This is a genomic window from Paenibacillus sp. B46(2026), from assembly GCF_056786355.1.
The window spans coordinates 6296873-6315427 of record NZ_CM165907.1 but is presented as its reverse complement, the minus strand read 5'-3'; the positions used below and the strand labels follow the sequence as shown (position 1 = coordinate 6315427).

Genomic DNA, 18555 nt, shown 5'->3' with positions numbered 1-18555 from the left:
GATTGATTGAATGGATCAACGTAAAAAAGCATTACTACTTGGCGATTATACACATCCGGACTGGCACCCGCTTCAGGGTGTGGATGCGGAGATCAGCCGAATTTTCCATGATACTATGACTGTGCAATGCAGTGAGAATCGAAATATGTTGCTGCAAGAAAATATAACCGGGTTTGATGTGTGTATCTCATACATGGACGATTGGAAGGGGAAAGTCTCTCCACAGCAGACAGCAGGTTTGTTGTCCTATGTGAGTAATGGAGGTGGACTGGTCATTATACATAACGGCATTTCGCTCCAAAATCGTTATGAACTCAAACAGATGATCGGTGCCAAGTTCCTGCATCATCCGGCGTATGCACCGCTTGAATTCACTGTAACGGAGGAAAGCCATCCAGTGACGGAGGGCATTTCGAATTTCACAATGGAAGAAGAACCTTATCAGTTCGAGTTTGGTTCTTTTGCCGAAACGAAGATATTGCTGGAATATCAATCCGAAGATGGACCAAAGCCTGCGGTTTGGGCGCATCGATATGGTGTTGGACGTATTGTTTATCTTATGCCGGGTCACCATGTACCGTCTTTTGCGCACGAAACGTACCGCAAGTTACTCCTGCAAGCAGGCAAATGGGCTGCACGTTACGTCTGATCGGACTGACATTTTTGCATGCGGAGTATAAGGGGTATAATATAGAGAAGAGCGAAGAGGAGGATGACAAAAATGAGCGATTTGTTCAAAAAGGCGATCTCGTTAGGGCTTGGTCTTACTGTCGTAAGCAAAGAAAAAATTGAGAAAACCGTGGATGATTTGGTCAAGCGCGGGGAACTTGCGCCCGGTGAATCCAAAGCTTTGGTTGAACGCCTGATGGAACGGGGCGATGAAGAGCAAGGCCAGTTCAAGAGAGTGATTCAGGAGCAGGTCAAGCGCGTGCTTCAGGAAGCTGGTGTGGCATCCGAAAGTGATGTAACCAGTCTGGAACAGCGCGTTGCCGTTCTGGAGAAAAAACTTGCCGAACTGGGCCACTCACCACAGCTTCAACCTGATGAATCCCCAGCTCCACTTGAAGTTCCTCCTCCTCTCAAAGGAAACGAGATCGAGTAGATGGCAGTGCGAATCAAACATGTCGGCAGATACCGTGAAATTGCCATGGCGCTAGTGCGTCATGGCTTCGGTTATATGGTCGAGGAGCTGGGGTTGTTCCAGTTGCTGGCTCTGCCCAGACGGTGGATGTCGCGTGAAGCACACACCACCAAAACGCTGAGTGAACGCATCAGGCTTGTGCTGCAGGAGCTGGGGCCAGCTTTTGTCAAGCTGGGGCAACTCGCAAGCACAAGGGCAGATCTGTTGCCTGAGTCTGTCATTCGTGAGCTGGTGAAGTTGCAGGATCAGGTCCCGCCGTTCTCTTCCGAGACGGCACGGGGTATTTTGGAACAGGAATTGGATACACCGCTGGAGGAGATCTTTTCCCGGTTCGAGGATACCCCTGTAGCTGCGGCCAGCATTGGACAGGTGCATCTGGGCAAACTTCGAAGCGGTGAGTCGGTAGCCATCAAGATTCAGCGGCCGGGTATATCGCGTATTGTGCAGCGTGACCTGGACATCTTGCGTGAGCTGACAGCTATGGCCGAGAAGCGCTGGGATTGGGTTAAGCAATATCAGATCCCCCAGATGGTAGAAGAATACGCTCAGGCATTGATGGCCGAGCTGGATTATACGGTCGAAGGCCGGAATACGGAAAAGATTGCACAGCAATACCAACAGGACAACAAGGTGAAAATCCCGGCCATCTACTGGGATCAGACTTCGTCACGTGTGCTCACTATGGAGTATATCGAAGGCATCAAACTCAATGATCGTGAAGAACTGGTGAGACGCGGTCATGATCTGAATAACATTGCCGAGCGGCTTGTGGATTCATTATTGAATCAGATCTTTATTCAGGGATTCTTTCACGCTGACCCACATCCGGGCAATCTGATGGTACTGAAGGATGGTCGTCTTGCCTTTATAGACTTCGGGATGGTGGGCAGTCTGAGTGATGAGATGAAACAGCAGCTCGCTTCGCTTATTATTGGGTTAATGCGCAAAGATACGGACAGTATGATCCGGGCGATTGAGAAATTGGGCATGATGCCAGATGACATGGATCTGCGTGGACTTCATGTGGACTTGGACAAGTTACGTACCAAATATTACGATATTCCCTTTTCCAAGATTAGTGTGGGTCAGGCGTTAAATGACTTGTTCGGCGTAGCTCAGAGGCACGGGGTTGTCATGCCTGCCGATATTCTGCTGCTCGGTAAGTCGTTGCTGACGATGGAAGGAGTAATTGAACATCTCGACCCTTCCCTGAGTATCGTAGATATGGCCGAGCCCTTTGGTCGGAAGCTGATCAAGGAGCGTTTCAGTCCAGGAAGAATCAAGAATCGGTTGTTCCGCAGTGCTGCTGATATGGCCGAGAGTGTCATCGGTCTGCCAGGGCAGTTGAGGCAGTTATCATCCATTATTAGCAAAGGCAAGCTGAGACTGGAGATCAGTGTCCCTGAACTGGACGCACTGATGCGCAGAATGGACCAGATTAGTAATCGGCTGTCCTTCAGTATTGTGTTACTTGCCTTCTGTATCATTATGGTGGGCTTGATTATCGGTTCATCGATCAGTCATCAGTCCACGATGCTGTGGGATATTCCGGTTATTGAGATTGGTTTTCTGGTCGCCATCCTGATGGTGGCTTTCCTGCTCTATTCGATATTCAAATCAGGAAGATTCTAGCATAGTATCGCGAGAATACCCGTAAAGAGACTTTCTTCAAAGGATCTTTGCGGGTTATTTTTTGTGAATGAGCATTGGCGAGTAATTTATAGAAATACTAAGATAATAGTAGATAAGGTTCTATTTTTTCGGCTTAACTGTATTAGTACATATTCGAGCCTGTGACTATAATAATAGGTCAGTACATTAACGGACCCGGTTTTTCTGAGAGGGGAAAACCCATTGGCATCAGGATCAGATCGTGATGTCGCACAAGTAAGACAACTGAATGGAGTATCGGAATTTTGAGTGGCACACACTGGAACGGAAAAGACGTGATTGCTCATGAACCCGCCAAGGTTATACAGATGGTTAATGATGCAATTCAGGCAAGAGCATAGGTGAATGATACGGAGAGGGGTCCGTTGTTTTGTGCTGTCTTGTGTAGTTGGATAGTGGTGAGCGGCTTCCGTTACTCTTCAGCAGGATTGTCCAATATGAGGAATACACGTAGGAGGAACGGCAAAGAACATATGAATACTTTAAAACAACAATGGTTTGGCAACATTCGCGGAGATGTGCTGGCAGGCATTACGGTAGCGCTGGCGTTAATTCCGGAAGCTATTGCCTTCTCCATCATTGCAGGCGTTGATCCGATGGTGGGATTGTATGCTTCAATTACAATTGCGATTGTGATCTCCATTGCCGGTGGAAGACCAGGCATGATCTCGGCAGCAACGGGTGCCATGGCGGTACTGATGGTTGGACTCGTCAAGGATCATGGCGTGGAATATCTTTTTGCAGCTACGATTTTGACGGGAGTTATTCAGTTTATTTTGGGTGTTTTCAAGGTGGGGCGATTCATTACGTTTGTGCCTCATTCGGTACTGACCGGATTTGTGAATGCATTGGCTATTCTGATTTTTATGGCGCAACTGACCCATTTCACAGGGGCTAACTGGATTATGTACGCAATGGTAGCAGGCACGTTGGCGATTATTTACATATTGCCACGTTTTTTCAAAGGTGTTCCGGCTCCGCTCATTGCGATTATCGTAATGACCATTATTACTGTAGTTTTCCATCTGGATGTGAAAACCGTAGGTCAGATGGGTAATCTCACAAGTACGTTGCCCATGTTCCACTTGCCTAATATTGCATGGACATGGGAAACACTGATGATCCTGCTGCCTTATTCATTCACCTTGGCAATGGTCGGTTTACTGGAATCTCTACTGACCGCTACCATTGTGGATGAGATGACGGAGACCAAGAGTAGTAAAAACCGCGAAGTACGTGGTCAAGGGATTGCCAACTTCATTAACGGTTTGTTCGGCGGTATGGCTGGCTGTGCCATGATTGGGCAATCGGTGATTAATGTGAAGTCTGGCGGACGCGGAAGATTATCCACGTTTACCGCAGGTGCGTTTCTCGCGATTCTGTTGTTGCTGCTCAGCGGAGTGGTGAAACAGGTACCGATGGGGGCGCTCGTTGGTGTAATGTTTATGGTGTGTATCGGGACATTCGACTGGAGTTCCATTAAAAATATTGCTCGCGTGCCACGGGCGGAAGCCTTTGTCATGATCGTTACGGTGGCGATTGTGGTCTATACCCACGATCTGTCGATCGGGGTTATGGTCGGCGTTGTGCTCAGTGTGCTGCATTTTGGCTGGAAACAGACCAAGATTCGCGTACAGGCGAGCCAAGAACAAGGGCAGAAGGTATACCGGATTCACGGACCATTCTTCTTTGGTTCTTCGTCCCGCTTTGTGGATGAGTTCGATGCAGAAGCTGATCCGAAGGAAATCACGATTGATTTTGGAGGCTCACATATCTGGGATAATACCGCGGTTGTGGCTATTGGCAAAGTGAAATTCAAATACGCGAAGCTGGGCAAAACCGTGCACCTGCGCGGGTTGAACGAGGAGAGCTCTCGTATTCTTGAACGGAGTGGTTTTGCCACAGCTGGAGGGCACGGTTCGTAACTTGGTTGGAACGAAGTAAACAACGAATAGATAACATAAAAAGATACTTTTTAATCAGCGGCGCACTTTTTCCGGAAATCGGGGTGAGGGCGTCGCTGTTTTTTATTAGAGCCTGAGGCATGCTAGGTTACTAAACCGACTTAAAGTCACTTGGTCGATACAAGTTACGCTGATCTTGGAATTTTATGCTACAAGTTAGGGTGTAACGCTGTATCCCCTTTTGTTTTGCTTGACTAACGTGTAAACTACAGGGTATGGAGAAGAAGAGCAACGAGTGGATTGCTTTTTAAAAAATTCATTTCATAATCATGATTGATATAAGGAAAGCTAGTCTTGATTGCAGATACTGAAGTCTTTATGAAATGGACTTATCTAAATGAATATACAGAGGTGTAACGATTGGCAAACTTTGAACAACTGGGCATTCGCCCGGAATGGTGCGAGATCCTGAAACATCAGGGCATCGCCGTGCCGACTCCGGTACAGGAGCGTTCGATTCCGGTACTGCTGGGTGGACGTGATATTATCGCCGAGGCACAGACAGGCACAGGGAAAACGCTGGCTTTTTTGCTGCCGATTATTCAGAAAATTAACGTATCCGACCGTTCGCCGCAAGCACTGATTATCGCGCCTACGCGTGAGCTTGCGCTGCAAATTACGGAAGAAGCGAAGAAGCTCACTGCAAACGACGATAAACTGCATGTGCTTGCCGTATATGGCGGGCAGGATGTGGACAAGCAACTGCGTAAATTGCAGAACGGTACCCAGATCGTTATTGGTACACCAGGGCGTCTCCTGGATCACCTGCGCCGTGGCACGTTGAAGCTTGATAATGTGAAGAAACTGGTGCTGGATGAAGCCGACCAGATGCTGCACATGGGCTTCCTGGACGATGTGGAAACGATTCTTAGCGAGCTGCCACACAAACGTCAGACCATGCTGTTCTCAGCAACGATGCCAAAGGGCATTCGTAACCTGGCGAAGACCTACATGAAAGATCCGGAAGATGTGAAGGTATCTTCCCAATCCGTTATTCCAATCAAGCAGATTCGCCAGCAGGTGCTGGAATGTACGGATCGTGGTAAGCTCGAAGCGCTTCGCGGGATGATTGATACGTATCGCCCATACTTGGCGATTATTTTCTGCCGGACCAAGCGTCGTGCATCCAAACTGAACGAAGATCTGCGTGAAGCAGGTTATGCAAGTGATGAACTTCATGGAGATCTGTCCCAATCCAAGCGTGAGAACGTAATGAAAGCGTTCCGCGATGCCAAACTGCAAGTGCTGGTTGCTACAGATGTAGCTGCACGTGGACTTGATGTAGAAGGCGTAACGCATGTATTTAACTACGATATGCCGCATGATGCGGAAAGTTATATCCACCGGATCGGTCGTACAGGCCGTGCAGGCGGTACGGGTCTTGCTGTAACGTTTGCAACAGAGCACGACAGACCGGAGCTTGCACGAATTGAACAAGGTATCGACCAGAAGCTGTCCCGCATCCAGTGGACGAGTGAAGGTCCAATTGCTTCGACTGGAGCAGCTAGACGTTCCATCAACAGCCAGGGAGATGACGAACGTTCAGGCGGACGCTCTTCCGGAACAGGCAGTGCCCGTCGCGGTGCAGGCCGTAACGATCGCAGAGATGGCGGACGTGGGGGTCGTGGTTCCCGCGGCGGCGAAGGCGGACGCAGTGGTGGGCGTAGCGGTGGCCGCAGTAGCGACGAGCGCAGCGCAGGACGTGGTTCTGCACGCACCAGCGACAGTAGTCGCGGCGCAGCAGGTCAAGGTGGACGCGGTGCAGGTCGCAGTGGCGACGAGCGCAGCGCAGGTCGTGGTTCCGCGCGCAGCAGCGACAGCAGTCGCGGTGCAGCGGGCCAAAGCGGACGCGGTGAAGCTAGCAGCGGCTGGGCTGGACGTAGCGCCGACAAGCGCAGCTCCGGGCGCAGCAGTGAAGGCTCTCGCCGTCCGGATTCCGCAGGACGCGGACCGGCGAAGGGCGACCGTCGCGATTCTCGTCGCGGACGGTAAAGCTTTTGGCGCAAGCGGCGATGCAGCCGCAATTGCACCACACCATGCCATGCCACAGAGATTGGCATGGCACATATGAGAGGGTTCGGGTACACATGTACCGAACCCTCAGATCAAGGGCCGCGACGGAACCACGTCGCGGCCCTTTTTCACCAGAATAGAATTATGGTTACTGCTTATTGCTCTGCCATAAACTTCAAAACACCTCATCCTAGACCTAAGGATGGGGTGTTTTCTAATCAATTCTTATATCATTAGAATCATAATATTCGATACCTGTTGCCGATGTGTATGCAGGGGTGGTTGAAATTCCATTCGTCTATATACACGGAGTGAGTTTGCACTAAACTACGTTTTTCATTCCCAATATATCCTTGCTACACGTGAACGTCTGCGTACTGATCCCGATATTTCTCGTTATACACCCGGCCCACCGACTCTGCCAGTCCCCCTCGTGCCTTGCTCGGATAGCGTTCAATCGTGTGATACAGCCGCATGAACCGATCCTTGGGCATAAAGCGGGCGTAGCGGGTAATAAGACTAGGGAATAACTCAATATATTTGCTCTTGCGCACAGCAGCAGCAGCTACAGCTGTGAGAATCTGAATTCCGTTGTGGAGCTGTAAAATGTTCACTTCATAGGTAGCGATATAACGAAGCGCATCTTCACGAATTAATTCCGGCTTAAGTCGTGCAATCTCACCGATATATTCAGCGAGCAGCCGCTCGAAGCTGCGTAGCAGCAAGGGCTTGAGCTGCAGGTCCATATCACTACGCAGGACAAAGGATTGTAACAATGCAACCTGTTGCAGTCGAATTCGGTCGTTGTAGACAAGTGAGCCGATCTCGCGGAGCATCTCATAGGCCAATGCTTCATCCTGCTTTCGGGCTTCGGCGACCAGAGCCCAGTTGCGGTTGATGCCCTGTCGGATGATTTCCTCATCCTGTTGCAACGTGCGCTTCAACTCGCGCTGCTGTTCTACCTCGAACGAACGTCTCTGCATGAAGATCAGTAATGCCAGAAGCAGCAGGGAGACGCTGGCTGCTGCCATGGTCTGATCTATGGTCTCACCGAAATAGGTAGCAGCTGCACCGAACAATATCGTAATGAACAAGTCACGGGCAATTCGGCGTTTCACACGGGAAGTTGCCTTCGCCTGAACGGAATTCAGGGTACCCCGGCCACAGGCCGTGCACTCCTCTTCCCACAGGCAGGTATACTGTCCACAACGGGAGCAGACTTGCAACTTTTCATAGGCATAGGTCGTTCGATGAAATGGTCGTATGGATACAACTAGTTTAGTACTCATGCTCAATCACGCTCACCATTCAGAATAGTGTAGAGGGTACGATCCGTGTCTTCGCGGGAGACCGGTTTCCGCCGATGAAGCTGGAGTGCAAAACCCTTTATGATGACAAAAAGAAACAATATGGCGAGGCATCCGTATGTAACCATAATCCGTTCCCTTCTATGGCTTGGTGAACAAGCGCTGTTATATTGCAGTTTGCTGGCAATAACTATATCATATTTCCATAGTTGGTACTTTTGTGCCAGTTCAAGGCATGAAATCGTCGATTTTTGTCAGTCATTACAAAACTGTAACTCAAGATAGGGGTGCTTTTCAGAATTTATTAGTAGACTGTTAAGATTTCCTTAAGGCTTGACGCCTATAATAAACTATTCCCATTTTAATCTCAAACGTGAAGGAGTACACCCAATGCTGCGGACACGCAAAATACGCTGGCTCAGTGGAACGATGGTTCTGCTGGCCATTCTAACGCTACTGCTACCTCAAGCGTTGCTGCCACAAGCTGCAGCGGCTCAGGCACAGACGAGCGGAATCGATGCGGTACTTGTAGCCGATGTAAGTAACTCGATGAATACAAGTGACCGTGACAAGATTAGTAATGAAGCCATGAAAATGTTTATTGATATGCTGCCCGTCCAGGGGGACAAGGTAGGAATTGTTGCTTATACCGATCAGGTGGAGCGGGAAAAGGCTATGCTGGAGATTCAGTCCGATGCGGACAAGAGCAGCTTGAAGGATTTTATTGATCAGCTCGGCCGGGGGCCATATACCGATGTTTCTGTAGGTGTCACCGAAGCCGTAAATATACTGAATCATGGTGCAGACCCATCCCACTCGCCGATGATCGTGCTGCTGGCGGATGGCAACAATGACTTTAACAAAACCAAAGGTCGTACACAGGCACAATCCGACGCTGATCTGGCAAAAGCCGTGAAGGAAGCACAGGATCAAGGTATTCCGGTGTATACGATTGGACTGAACGCGGATGGCAAGCTGAATAAGGATGCACTCGCAGACCTGGCCCAGCAGACCGGAGGCAAGTCATTCATTACCGATACGCCGGATGATCTGCCGCAGATTCTGAGTGAGATTTTCGCCGATCATGCCAAACTGAATGTTGTGAAGCTGCCCTCTGTAACGGGAAACGGCAGTTATCAGGAAGTTACCGTGAACGTGCCGAACGACAGTGTATTGGAAGCAAATATTTCGATCATGTCCTCGAAGCCGGTGGAAGTGCAATTGACGGATCCTTCCGGACAAGCCGTGGATCTCAACTCGGACGCAGCCAAGCTCTCGACTTCGAAGAGTTATTCGCTCGTGAAGCTGTTGCAACCCCAAGAAGGAGACTGGAAACTTCGGGTAAAAGGGGCTCCGAAAGACAGCATCGATATCAACCTGTTGTTCAACTATGATCTTCAGCTCGTTGTGGACCCAATTAAGACCAAGTCCTATACCAAAGGGGATAAGGTTGATCTTGCAGCTAAACTGGAGAATGGCGGTCAGCCACTTCAGGATAATGACCTGTATACGGATATGAAGGCCACGCTGGTTGTGAAAGATGTGGATACAGGTAAAAGCGAGGAGCAACCGCTGGAAAACACAGGTTCCGGTTTTGCCGGAACGTTTGAAGTACCGGACAATCATAATTATGAATTAGTCATCCGTGCGGAAGAAGACAGCTTCTACCGTGAAAGTGCGCCCATCACGATCAACGTGAGCGGAGCAGCCGGAAGTGGAACTCAACCGACAACGTCAGGCGGTGAACAGGACAAGCCGTTTCCTTGGTTACCTGTCATCCTGGGTGTTATAGCTCTGATTGTGGTCGGTGTTGGTGCCTGGTTCCTGATGGGCTGGCTGAAACGCAAAAACCGGGGATTTGTAGGTCAGATGATTGTTGAGATTCGTGATGAGAACACGGGAGACAAGTCGTATCCACAATATAAAAAGCTGGTATCTTTCCGGGGCAGATTCCATCTGCATCAGTTGTTGCAACTGGACCCTGAGCTGAAGGAAACCGAAAAATATGTATTTACGCCCAGCAATGGGGATCGAATTATAATTCGTAACACCGCAGGCGGTACGTTGGAGAAATCCGGTCGTGCAGTCGATGCAAGCTCAGGCGTTGAACTGAAGAACGGTGACCGACTGAGCATCCCGCTGCAACAGGCGGACAAAACAATTTTGATCGAGTATTTGGTGTGAAGCATTATAGCTAAGTGAATGTAAGCTATATAAGTTGAACTAATCATTTACACGCGAACGCAGAGGACAGAAAAAAGCTGGAGAAGCGAAGCGCTCGCCTTTATCCCCAGATTTTCACCATTGAAAAAGAGAATCAAAAAATCTGGGGATAACAGCGATCGGAAGGTTGTTCTGTCATCGGAGTGGCAAGTGTAAATATTCTTTAGTTTGAATTATATAGATTGAAGCATACGTGCGTTAATCTAAGGAGGACATGGAATGAAACCGATTGTTAGAGAACATATTCAGCAACTGGATGTATCACTTGGCGGAGGTATTGTCAGTGAGAAAATCAGAGTTGATACGATTGATAACCCCATTCTGATTATTGGTCTGGGAGGAACGGGAATTGATGCGCTGCTGCGCCTCAAATATCAGATCAACCGTCGTTTCAAGCTGCCACAGGACCCGGTATCCAAGAAAAAAATGGACAAGCCGGACAATGTGGAGTTCTTGGCTTTTGAGACAAACGAACAGGATCGTGCCAAAAAGTATAAAGGGATCGGACTTGATCCGATCAATGAATTCGTATTGCTGTCCAATGCCGAGATTGGCGGACTTCTACAGAACCGCAGCGTGCTGGAGCCGTACATTACAGACTGGCTGTCTCCCGAACTGAGCATCACGGACGGCATGAACGGCGCCGCAGGTGTGCGTCAGGCTGGACGTCTGCTCCTGTTCACGAAGATTAATCAGGTCGTGCAGGCCATCGACAAAAAGATCAAAACCTTATCCGTAGGCACCAACAAAAAACTGATGGTGTTCCTGCTGACAGGTCTGTCCGGCGGTACAGGCAGCGGCTGTTTCCTCGATATTTCCTATATCGTGCGCGGCATTATCGAACGGGATCACGGCTCTGCCGGGATTGACCGCGTGAATACGCTTGGATATCTGTTCACGCCAGACGTGAACCTGTCCAACAAAAGCTTGAGCGAACACACTCGCGAATACATTCGCAAGAACGGATATGCTGCGCTCAAAGAGCTGGACTACTGGATGAACGTGGATAGCCGCGGTGAGCGGTTTACACAGAAATACGGCAATATTTTAACGGTTAACTCACCACTGCCGCCATTTAACCTGTGTCACCTGATCTCTGCGACGAATACCGAAGGAAAATTGCTGGAGAACGCCTACGATTACTGCATGAACGTCACGGCTGAGAACATTACCAACTTCATGGCAAGTGAGGAGAAGCAGTCTGGTGAGGAGTTCGCGATCCATGACTATATCAGCAACATTCGGACCAACATTGCACAAATGAACAAAGTGTACCCGGCCAACTATGATTACAACATCATCGGTGCATCTTCGGCTGTACTGCCGATCGAAGAGATGACCACGTATCTGGCTTACCGGATGTTCGACAAAATGAACACCATGTTCTCCAAAGCGCCGAACCAGGAGGATACCGAGAAGTTTGCCCGTAAGCTAGGCATTGATCTCGAAAGTGTGGTCAAGTCCTTTGAAGCGCGTGTGCCAGAGCCGCTACCTGGTTATCAGAACAGTGAGCGCCTATCCTATGGCAATGTGGTGAAATCACAGGTTGTGAATATGGACACCGAACTGGAGCAGAACTTCCTGGCTCGTGCCCGCGAGGAATATATCAAGGCGAAGAAACAACTGCCGGGCGAGATTGCGGGTCAGTTCACCGAACAGATCCGGCGTATGTTTTTGCATCCCGAACAAGGTCCGTTCTATGTCTCTCGTCTGATTTATACGGAAAAAGGTTTCTGTGTACTGAAGATGATTCAGTCGTACATCGAAACCCTGCGTGAGAATGCCTTCCGCATTCCGCGTGATATTGAAGCAGCTCAGGAGCAGTCCGAAGAGAAGCTGGGCGATGCGAAGAGTGCTTTTGTCTCCAAAGAGAAGAAAAAGAATGCTTATATTGAAGCAAAAATTCATGAGTACTGGCTGCACGCCGACGTGGAACGCAACGATCAGATGATCGAGTTCTATGAAGATCTGTATGAGTTGCTGAACCAGGAAAACAGCCGCATTTATAACGTATTTACCGAGACGCTGAATGCTCTTAGCTCGATATTCGCGAAGAATGGTGATCTGTTGACACGTGGCGAGGAACAAGCCGATCACAAAGGCAACAAGACTTATTACTGGAACGTCGTAAGTGTACCGGATATCGTCAGTGTGGTGGACGGGTTGTTGGACAAGCGAGATACGGATGATCTGATCCGTGACTTCTCTCGTGAATTGCTGGAAAACTCCAGCCAGTGGGTGAAAGAAAACGAGATTGATATCGTCAGCTCCATCTCCGACTTCCTGAGTGAGAAATTCGGTGATCTGATTACTCGTTCCATGGAAGATTTCCTGGTGATCAAATATGGTCAGGATGAGTCGGTCGAGAAGTTCGTGGAACGTTTCATTGCTGGCAAGCTGGATGATGAAGCTGTTCCGGTGTTCAATCTGAGCAACAGCACGGGCAGTCTGCATTTCCCTTCATGGGGATTTGTATCGGTACCGGCACAGGCGCCGGGCATTCTGAAAGGGATTCGCAATTATCAGAACAATGCGGTAGGCAAATCTCATTTTACCGTTAAGGAAAGTGAAGTGCGTAACCGGATATTCTGGCTGAATACCCGCAACGGGGTACCACTCTTTGTGTATACACCGCTTAAGGTATATGAGGAAAGTTATGAACGTACCATTTTGGATAAAGAAGGCATTGGTCGACACCTGGTGCAAACGGAGAAAAACAACTGGACCTATCTGCCGTCACCAATTCCGGAGAAATCATGGGGAGATGTGTACGAGAACGCCCGCGTGAAGCAGTATAATGCCCGTGTACGTAGCGAATTCGAGCAGGCGCTTGGATACAACATCGTGACAGCCAAATCCATTGATGAGAATACAAGCAACCGGTATGCGATTGTGACGACAGAAGCGTTTGACTTGTCTGCCAAACTGGGAGCCTACGACATGCGTCTGACGTCCACCACGCCGAACCTCGGCGAAGTGAAGCGGGCCGTGATCGAACTGAAGCGTCTGCAATCCGAAGGGTTGCCGCGTGTAGGGGTTAAGGATATTTTCGGCAGTATTAATGAAGATATGGCCAAAGAAAACCTGGTACGCTCCCCGCAGCTGATCGCACGGGTACGTGAGGAACTGGCGAAGATGAATGCCATCTCGGCTAAAGTCGCCGAACTCGAAGGCATTCTTGCCCAGTATCAGGACGAAGAACAGTGGTATGACCGCTTCATCGAAGCGTTATATACCGACACTATCGTCAAAAAAGGTGCGCTCTACGTCTATGACCGTGATCCTGAAGAAGATGCGTGGGAGCCGTTCGCAAACCTGATGAAGAGCCGTAACTTTGCCGAGTATGAAGTGTTTGGCAACTTCCGCGGCCTGGCAGAAAAAGACCGCAGTACACTGCTGCGTAAAGCCTCCCGTCGGGATAATGATCTGACGGCTTCAGAAGATATTACCCCATTGCTGACGAAGCTGGATGATCTGGCTGCACTGTTCATGGAATCACGTGATCGTCTGGAATATGAGCGGGTAGAACTGGCTAACGGAGAAGACATCTATCAGTTCTACAGAACGATGTCGTCGAAGCTGAACGACATTCGCAGAAGGCTGAAGTAAGATGGCGGCCGGGATGGAGTTAGGCTCGAACAATACCCTGAAGCGCGATCTGGAGAAGTACGCGGTACAGTACGCAACAGAGCAGGAGCGCCAAGGCAGCCTGGGTGATGGACGCAGCAGTATCCATTACCCGGCCTTGTTTCTGTTCGTAGGTGATCAAGTTGCACCTGCTGTGTCTGCCGTGAGGGAGATTAACCAGTTGAAATGGGATAATGGAGACGGTGTGGTCTACGTTCAGATCGGGACAGAAGATCAGGAAGCGAGTCGTCATGATAATGCATCAACGAATTCACGTGTGGAACGTCCGGAAGCAACGATGAGTGATAGCTCATCCGATAAAGACGGTCAGGTAACTCTTCATCGCTTGCCTCTGTCCGCTGGACAGAAGGAACGACCATCCAAAACACGGCGTAAGGATGTGCACCGCAGTTTCCATGAATCGGATCAGGCGCTCTACGATCTGAATCGTACACTTCGCCGGGTCAGTAACCGAATTGCCGAATATGGACGGTTATACTCGTCATTTGATCGGATTTACGTTACGGTGGTAACCAGAGCGGATGATCCGCTGAATGTATTGTTGCCAGAGCTCACCAAGCTGACGGAGACCATTTTGTCCCAAGCCTTCAAGTCGGTTCAGACGGATCTGCATGTATTGGTCAGTGAGATGGAACAGGTGGATTCCTTCGGGTATGCCAGCGCAGCAGGTCTAGCTTTTCTGCGGGAACTGGATTATATGCAATCCTTGGATTACACGTTCAGCGGTAAACTGCTGGTGACGGAGGATGGGATCTCCATTCCGGTTACTCATCCTGCGTCACCTTTATTCGATCTCGTCTATATATTGTCTGATAAAAATGAGCGTGGAACTGGTGTCCCTGGTGGCTGGATGGAGAATGCTGAGATCATCTGCCGAATCTGCCTGCTGAAGAACCGGAAGCAGGATGCAAATCACTCGGGTACCGTTTCAAGCACGGGCGCGAACACGTACAACAATACATCCTTTAAAAACAATATTCGTACCACCTCTGATCAGCATGGTTATGCAAGTGCGGGTTTTGCCGAGATCAGGCGGCCAAACAAGCCGATTGCACTGGCGGTGTTATATCACATGTATCGGTATCTGCTCGCGCGCATGCGGCAGGAGCCGGATTGGAGCATCAAGGACAAGCTCGCCTTCTTCGGACTGGACGCGGCCTCGGTGGAGCGCAAAGTCGAAGGTCTGCTGCCCAATGAAGATCTGGTTAGTGGCATGAGTGGCATCATGACGCATAACGTCAGTTTCTCTGATCTGAAGCCGCTCTCACTTCGTGAAGCGGAGAGAGCATTGTTCGGACAAGGAGCCGAAGCGTACTTCCGCGATAACGTCGTCCGTCTTGTCGAAGAGCGTGTGCGCGAGCGCAGCTCTGGCGGCTCTCTGCGACGTCAGGCCGAACAATCCCGCGCGGAACATCCAGAGGTTGGTTACTTCCAGTGGGCAGCCTGGAGTGACAGTGAGCCTGGCAGTGTACGCGAAGCGCTGCTTGGACTGATTCGGGATAAGTCGATGCAGCTTGAATCTGCACGTGCTCTGTTGGAGCAACGTCTGCAAGAGCGAGTGGAAGATCAGTCGTTCAAACGAGCGTTGTTCCGTGATAAACAGAATGTGCGCAATCTGATTGACTGCATGCTGGGGCGGGTGTATGTACCGAAAGTAGAATTACTGCGACTGGAAAATGAATTACATCTGCTGCGCATCTACGATACGGAGATGGAAGAATTTCACCGTTTTAGTCGCCACGTCACAGCAGCACTTGAAGCGCTGGAACGCACACTGCGCGAGACAGCTGCCCAAAGTATCGCCGCTGCGGACGAATACATCGGCCAGAACGTGATGGAGTACTACGGCAAAGTGACGGAAGAGCTAATTATCGATCTGGAAGCCAAGCGCGGACGGGACGTATGGTTTGAGGACCGTTACATGGGAGACATGAACCAGCTCGCAACGGCAGGCGATGACCGTCTGCTGAAACGTCTGATGGAGGTATGTCACTCGTTGCTGCTTACGGCTGAGCCGTTGCAATTGCCATTTGAAGAAGAGCTGTTGCAACGGGCGAATGTAACGATTGCCTACGGAGACAAAGACGTATTAACCCGGGATGATCTGTTCCGCAGGTTGTATCACACACTGGAGGATCAGGCGGTCGTTCGGGTGCGGGTCTTCGATTATACGCAGGAACATCGGTATGAAGAGAAGTATTTCTTTGGTGACCATCATAGTGCTTTCATGGACTACGCGGCGCATGCCGAAGAGACGTCACGCATCTACAAGCTGGGTGTGGTGTACGAAGAACGCAGCAGTGGTGTGGAGAAGCTCAATCTGATGGGCGGCTTCCATCTGGAGGATCTCATGGTATATCGGAACGGCAAGGTATATTACGACTCGTACACAGAGAATGGTTATGAACTTCACCCCGCAGGTCTGGTGGAGAAGTTGTCGCCCATCCGTTAAGACGTCTGGCGGTATTATGGATGGAAGGGAGGCACAGATTGGATGTTGATCTGTTTTCCATTCAGGACACCGAATACACCTTGCTACAATTTTGTATTAACTCAGCCTGCTTACGGCTGGTATGGAAAGGATGCATGTGGACATGCAGCGAAAAATCAATCTTCTCCTGGTCCTGTTCAGCCTGATTGGCGGGGCAGTGGGCTTTGCGGCAGGAGAAATCATGCTGCATCAATGGCTTGGGGAGATGCCACGTCTGTTGCTGATGGGATTATACTTTGGCGTACTGGCGCTGAGTGTGGGATTGTTCTGTTTGATCGCAGAGATGATCTCACCCAAGCTGAATGGTGCTTCATGGAAGCTCCGGTATCTGGGACTGTCGTGGAAATTGCTTGTTCCGGCAACACTGGCTCTGTTGTTTGTTGTTGGACTCGCCCTGCAATTGTTGTACCAGATCAATCCAGGCGGTGTGAAGCAAGTGAAAGACATCGTACTGATGATTGATAACTCGGGCAGCATGAATGATACAGATCCGGATAACGGACGCTTTGAAGCAGCCAAGACACTGATCAGCCAAATGGAGAGCGACAAACAGGTAGCTGTCATTACGTTTGATGACCAACCGCAGTTGTTGCAGCCGTTTATTGCGCTGGATAGTGAAGCGGCCAAGAATGAGGTTTATAGCAAAATCGATGGCATTGTCACGACTTCGGGCGGCACCAATTTTGATGCCGTGCTGCGGGAAGGCATGGAACAGATTCAGGGCAAACAGGACCCGAAACGAGGTACCGTCGTCATCTTGTTATCCGATGGCTTCAGTGAAGCGGACACGACCGATATTTTGTCCCAATATAACAACGAACAGATTTCCATTAATACAGTCGGCCTCAGTCTGGTGGATCCATCAGGAACGGATTTGCTGCGTAATATTGCCCAGCAAACGGGTGGCATGTACTATGATGTACCGGATTCCGGTGGTTTGAATCTGGCATTCCAGCAGATCTACGATACGATTGATGAACGGACGCTGGTAACGGAGCGTACAGGCATGATGGAGCATAGCGTTTATCTGGCGATTTTCCGTGTAGCAGCCGTGTTACTAATTGGCGTGGCGCTGGGTGTGTCACTCGGACTTGTGTTTGATAATCGTCATCTCGCGCTCAGTTTTGGTATTGGTGGTGCGGTGTCGGGTCTACTGGCAGGGCTTCTGCTGGAATGGGGCCTCGACGGTTCGAATGTGGGTGATACCTTCGTACGTCTTGGTGCGATGCTCATCTTATCTGGCGTACTGACCCTGTTCTCCTGGATTGTTCCGATCAAGGAGAACACGCCGCGGAAGAGCCGAGGTCGTCGTGAAGCTGGCGGCGGAACTTCTTCTGCCAAAGGGTTTGGTCAGAGACCAAGAGATACACGCAGCAAAGGATTCTAACGTCGGGAGGTCAATGGAAATGCGGTTTACGGATGCAGACCCTTCGACACCCTTGATTCGAAAACTGACACTTGCGGTGGACGAAGGGCGTTGTACACTTCGCTGGCTCTGGCCGGAACGGGTAGAAGCTGTCTATGTGGAACGGCTGGAGCTGGATATGATGGGTGATGATCATACCGGGGAAGAGCCAGCACAGGGCAAGCTGAAGCTGTACACGAGAGAGGAATATAAGGCGAGCAATGGTTACATGGATCGGATCACGGGCTTTGGGGCCATCAAATACACGGTGTATGTGTGTCAGATGCAGGAAGACGGGCCTGTGCTGATCCGTCAACGAGATGAGGACAATATGGTGATTGCAAGCGCAGGAAAGGCGGATATCCGTTTTTCCATTCGATACAAGAGCGGTTTTTTTCAGAAACGAAAAAGTGTACTGATCACTGTCACAGCGGAAGTATCTGTTCCAAAGGAAGCTCTCTGTTATGTTCGCAAGCAGGGCGGGGTTCCGCTGAATAAGGAAGATGGTACGGTGTATCCTTTTGTGAGTGATTTTGCTCCCGGAAGAAATGAGATGCCGCCCGTTGAAGTTGCCAAGGATGATTATGTGAGGTTATTCTTCACGGACGGACCGAAATATGGAGCCGCCTATCGGCTTATATCAGACTAGATAGTTAGGCTAAGTGTACATCTTTAGTCTGACTGATCAGGGG

The 18555-nt window shown here is 49.8% G+C and carries 12 protein-coding genes; 10 read left to right on the top strand and 2 right to left on the bottom strand.

Annotation, left to right across the window (positions count from 1 at the left end):
- Nucleotides 1–10: 10 nt before the first annotated feature.
- The 5 genes from AC1S8V_RS27915 to AC1S8V_RS27895 all read left to right on the top strand — a co-directional run bounded on the left by AC1S8V_RS27915 (nt 11) and on the right by AC1S8V_RS27895 (nt 6768).
- Entirely contained in the window at nt 11–649 is a 639-nt protein-coding gene (locus AC1S8V_RS27915; RefSeq protein ID WP_482071578.1) for a ThuA domain-containing protein, read from the top strand.
- A gap of 72 nt (nt 650–721) precedes the next feature.
- Entirely contained in the window at nt 722–1102 is a 381-nt protein-coding gene (locus tag AC1S8V_RS27910; protein WP_253441470.1) for a phasin family protein, read from the top strand.
- The gene (locus tag AC1S8V_RS27905; RefSeq protein WP_482071577.1) at nt 1103–2773 is read left to right on the top strand and encodes an ABC1 kinase family protein; all 1671 of its coding nucleotides are present in this window, start codon (nt 1103–1105) and stop codon (nt 2771–2773) included.
- A 512-nt stretch (nt 2774–3285) separates the two neighbouring features.
- Nucleotides 3286–4737, top strand: coding sequence for a SulP family inorganic anion transporter (locus AC1S8V_RS27900; RefSeq protein WP_482071576.1), 1452 nt, complete (start codon nt 3286–3288; stop codon nt 4735–4737).
- A gap of 399 nt (nt 4738–5136) precedes the next feature.
- Nucleotides 5137–6768, top strand: a complete 1632-nt coding sequence (locus tag AC1S8V_RS27895; protein WP_482071575.1) for a DEAD/DEAH box helicase — start codon at nt 5137–5139, stop codon at nt 6766–6768.
- Between the two features lie 377 nt (nt 6769–7145).
- On the opposite strand, the gene AC1S8V_RS27890 is transcribed toward AC1S8V_RS27895, so the two are convergent.
- A complete protein-coding gene (locus AC1S8V_RS27890) occupies nt 7146–8078 on the bottom strand; it encodes a hypothetical protein (protein WP_482071574.1) in 933 nt (310 codons plus the stop codon).
- A gap of 2 nt (nt 8079–8080) precedes the next feature.
- The gene (locus AC1S8V_RS27885) at nt 8081–8224 is read right to left on the bottom strand and encodes a hypothetical protein (RefSeq protein ID WP_164783298.1); all 144 of its coding nucleotides are present in this window, start codon (nt 8222–8224) and stop codon (nt 8081–8083) included.
- A 262-nt stretch (nt 8225–8486) separates the two neighbouring features.
- Between AC1S8V_RS27885 and AC1S8V_RS27880 the strand changes: the two genes are divergently transcribed.
- The 5 genes from AC1S8V_RS27880 to AC1S8V_RS27860 all read left to right on the top strand — a co-directional run bounded on the left by AC1S8V_RS27880 (nt 8487) and on the right by AC1S8V_RS27860 (nt 18512).
- Nucleotides 8487–10280, top strand: coding sequence for a vWA domain-containing protein (locus AC1S8V_RS27880; protein ID WP_482071573.1), 1794 nt, complete (start codon nt 8487–8489; stop codon nt 10278–10280).
- 258 nt (nt 10281–10538) lie between these two features.
- Nucleotides 10539–13928: a tubulin-like doman-containing protein gene (locus tag AC1S8V_RS27875; RefSeq protein WP_482071572.1), complete on the top strand. Its 3390-nt coding sequence runs from the start codon at nt 10539–10541 to the stop codon at nt 13926–13928.
- Between the two features lie 13 nt (nt 13929–13941).
- A complete protein-coding gene (locus AC1S8V_RS27870; RefSeq protein ID WP_482071571.1) occupies nt 13942–16419 on the top strand; it encodes a transcription initiation factor TFIID in 2478 nt (825 codons plus the stop codon).
- A gap of 142 nt (nt 16420–16561) precedes the next feature.
- Nucleotides 16562–17845, top strand: a complete 1284-nt coding sequence (locus tag AC1S8V_RS27865) for a vWA domain-containing protein (RefSeq protein ID WP_482071570.1) — start codon at nt 16562–16564, stop codon at nt 17843–17845.
- A gap of 19 nt (nt 17846–17864) precedes the next feature.
- Entirely contained in the window at nt 17865–18512 is a 648-nt protein-coding gene (locus AC1S8V_RS27860; RefSeq protein WP_482071569.1) for a beta-mannanase, read from the top strand.
- The last annotated feature ends 43 nt before the right edge of the window (nt 18513–18555 follow it).

Excerpts from the sequence above, each read along its gene's own strand:
- AC1S8V_RS27870 (WP_482071571.1), top strand. The coding sequence starts at position 13,942 with ATGGAGTTAGGCTCGAACAATACCCTGAAGCGCGATCTGGAGAAGTAC.
- AC1S8V_RS27860 (WP_482071569.1), top strand. The coding sequence starts at position 17,865 with ATGCGGTTTACGGATGCAGACCCTTCGACACCCTTGATTCGAAAACTG.
- AC1S8V_RS27885 (WP_164783298.1), bottom strand. The coding sequence starts at position 8,224 with ATGGTTACATACGGATGCCTCGCCATATTGTTTCTTTTTGTCATCATA.
- AC1S8V_RS27900 (WP_482071576.1), top strand. The coding sequence starts at position 3,286 with ATGAATACTTTAAAACAACAATGGTTTGGCAACATTCGCGGAGATGTG.
- AC1S8V_RS27880 (WP_482071573.1), top strand. The coding sequence starts at position 8,487 with ATGCTGCGGACACGCAAAATACGCTGGCTCAGTGGAACGATGGTTCTG.
- AC1S8V_RS27905 (WP_482071577.1), top strand. The coding sequence starts at position 1,103 with ATGGCAGTGCGAATCAAACATGTCGGCAGATACCGTGAAATTGCCATG.
- AC1S8V_RS27875 (WP_482071572.1), top strand. The coding sequence starts at position 10,539 with ATGAAACCGATTGTTAGAGAACATATTCAGCAACTGGATGTATCACTT.
- AC1S8V_RS27890 (WP_482071574.1), bottom strand. The coding sequence starts at position 8,078 with ATGAGTACTAAACTAGTTGTATCCATACGACCATTTCATCGAACGACC.
- AC1S8V_RS27915 (WP_482071578.1), top strand. The coding sequence starts at position 11 with ATGGATCAACGTAAAAAAGCATTACTACTTGGCGATTATACACATCCG.
- AC1S8V_RS27865 (WP_482071570.1), top strand. The coding sequence starts at position 16,562 with ATGCAGCGAAAAATCAATCTTCTCCTGGTCCTGTTCAGCCTGATTGGC.
- AC1S8V_RS27910 (WP_253441470.1), top strand. The coding sequence starts at position 722 with ATGAGCGATTTGTTCAAAAAGGCGATCTCGTTAGGGCTTGGTCTTACT.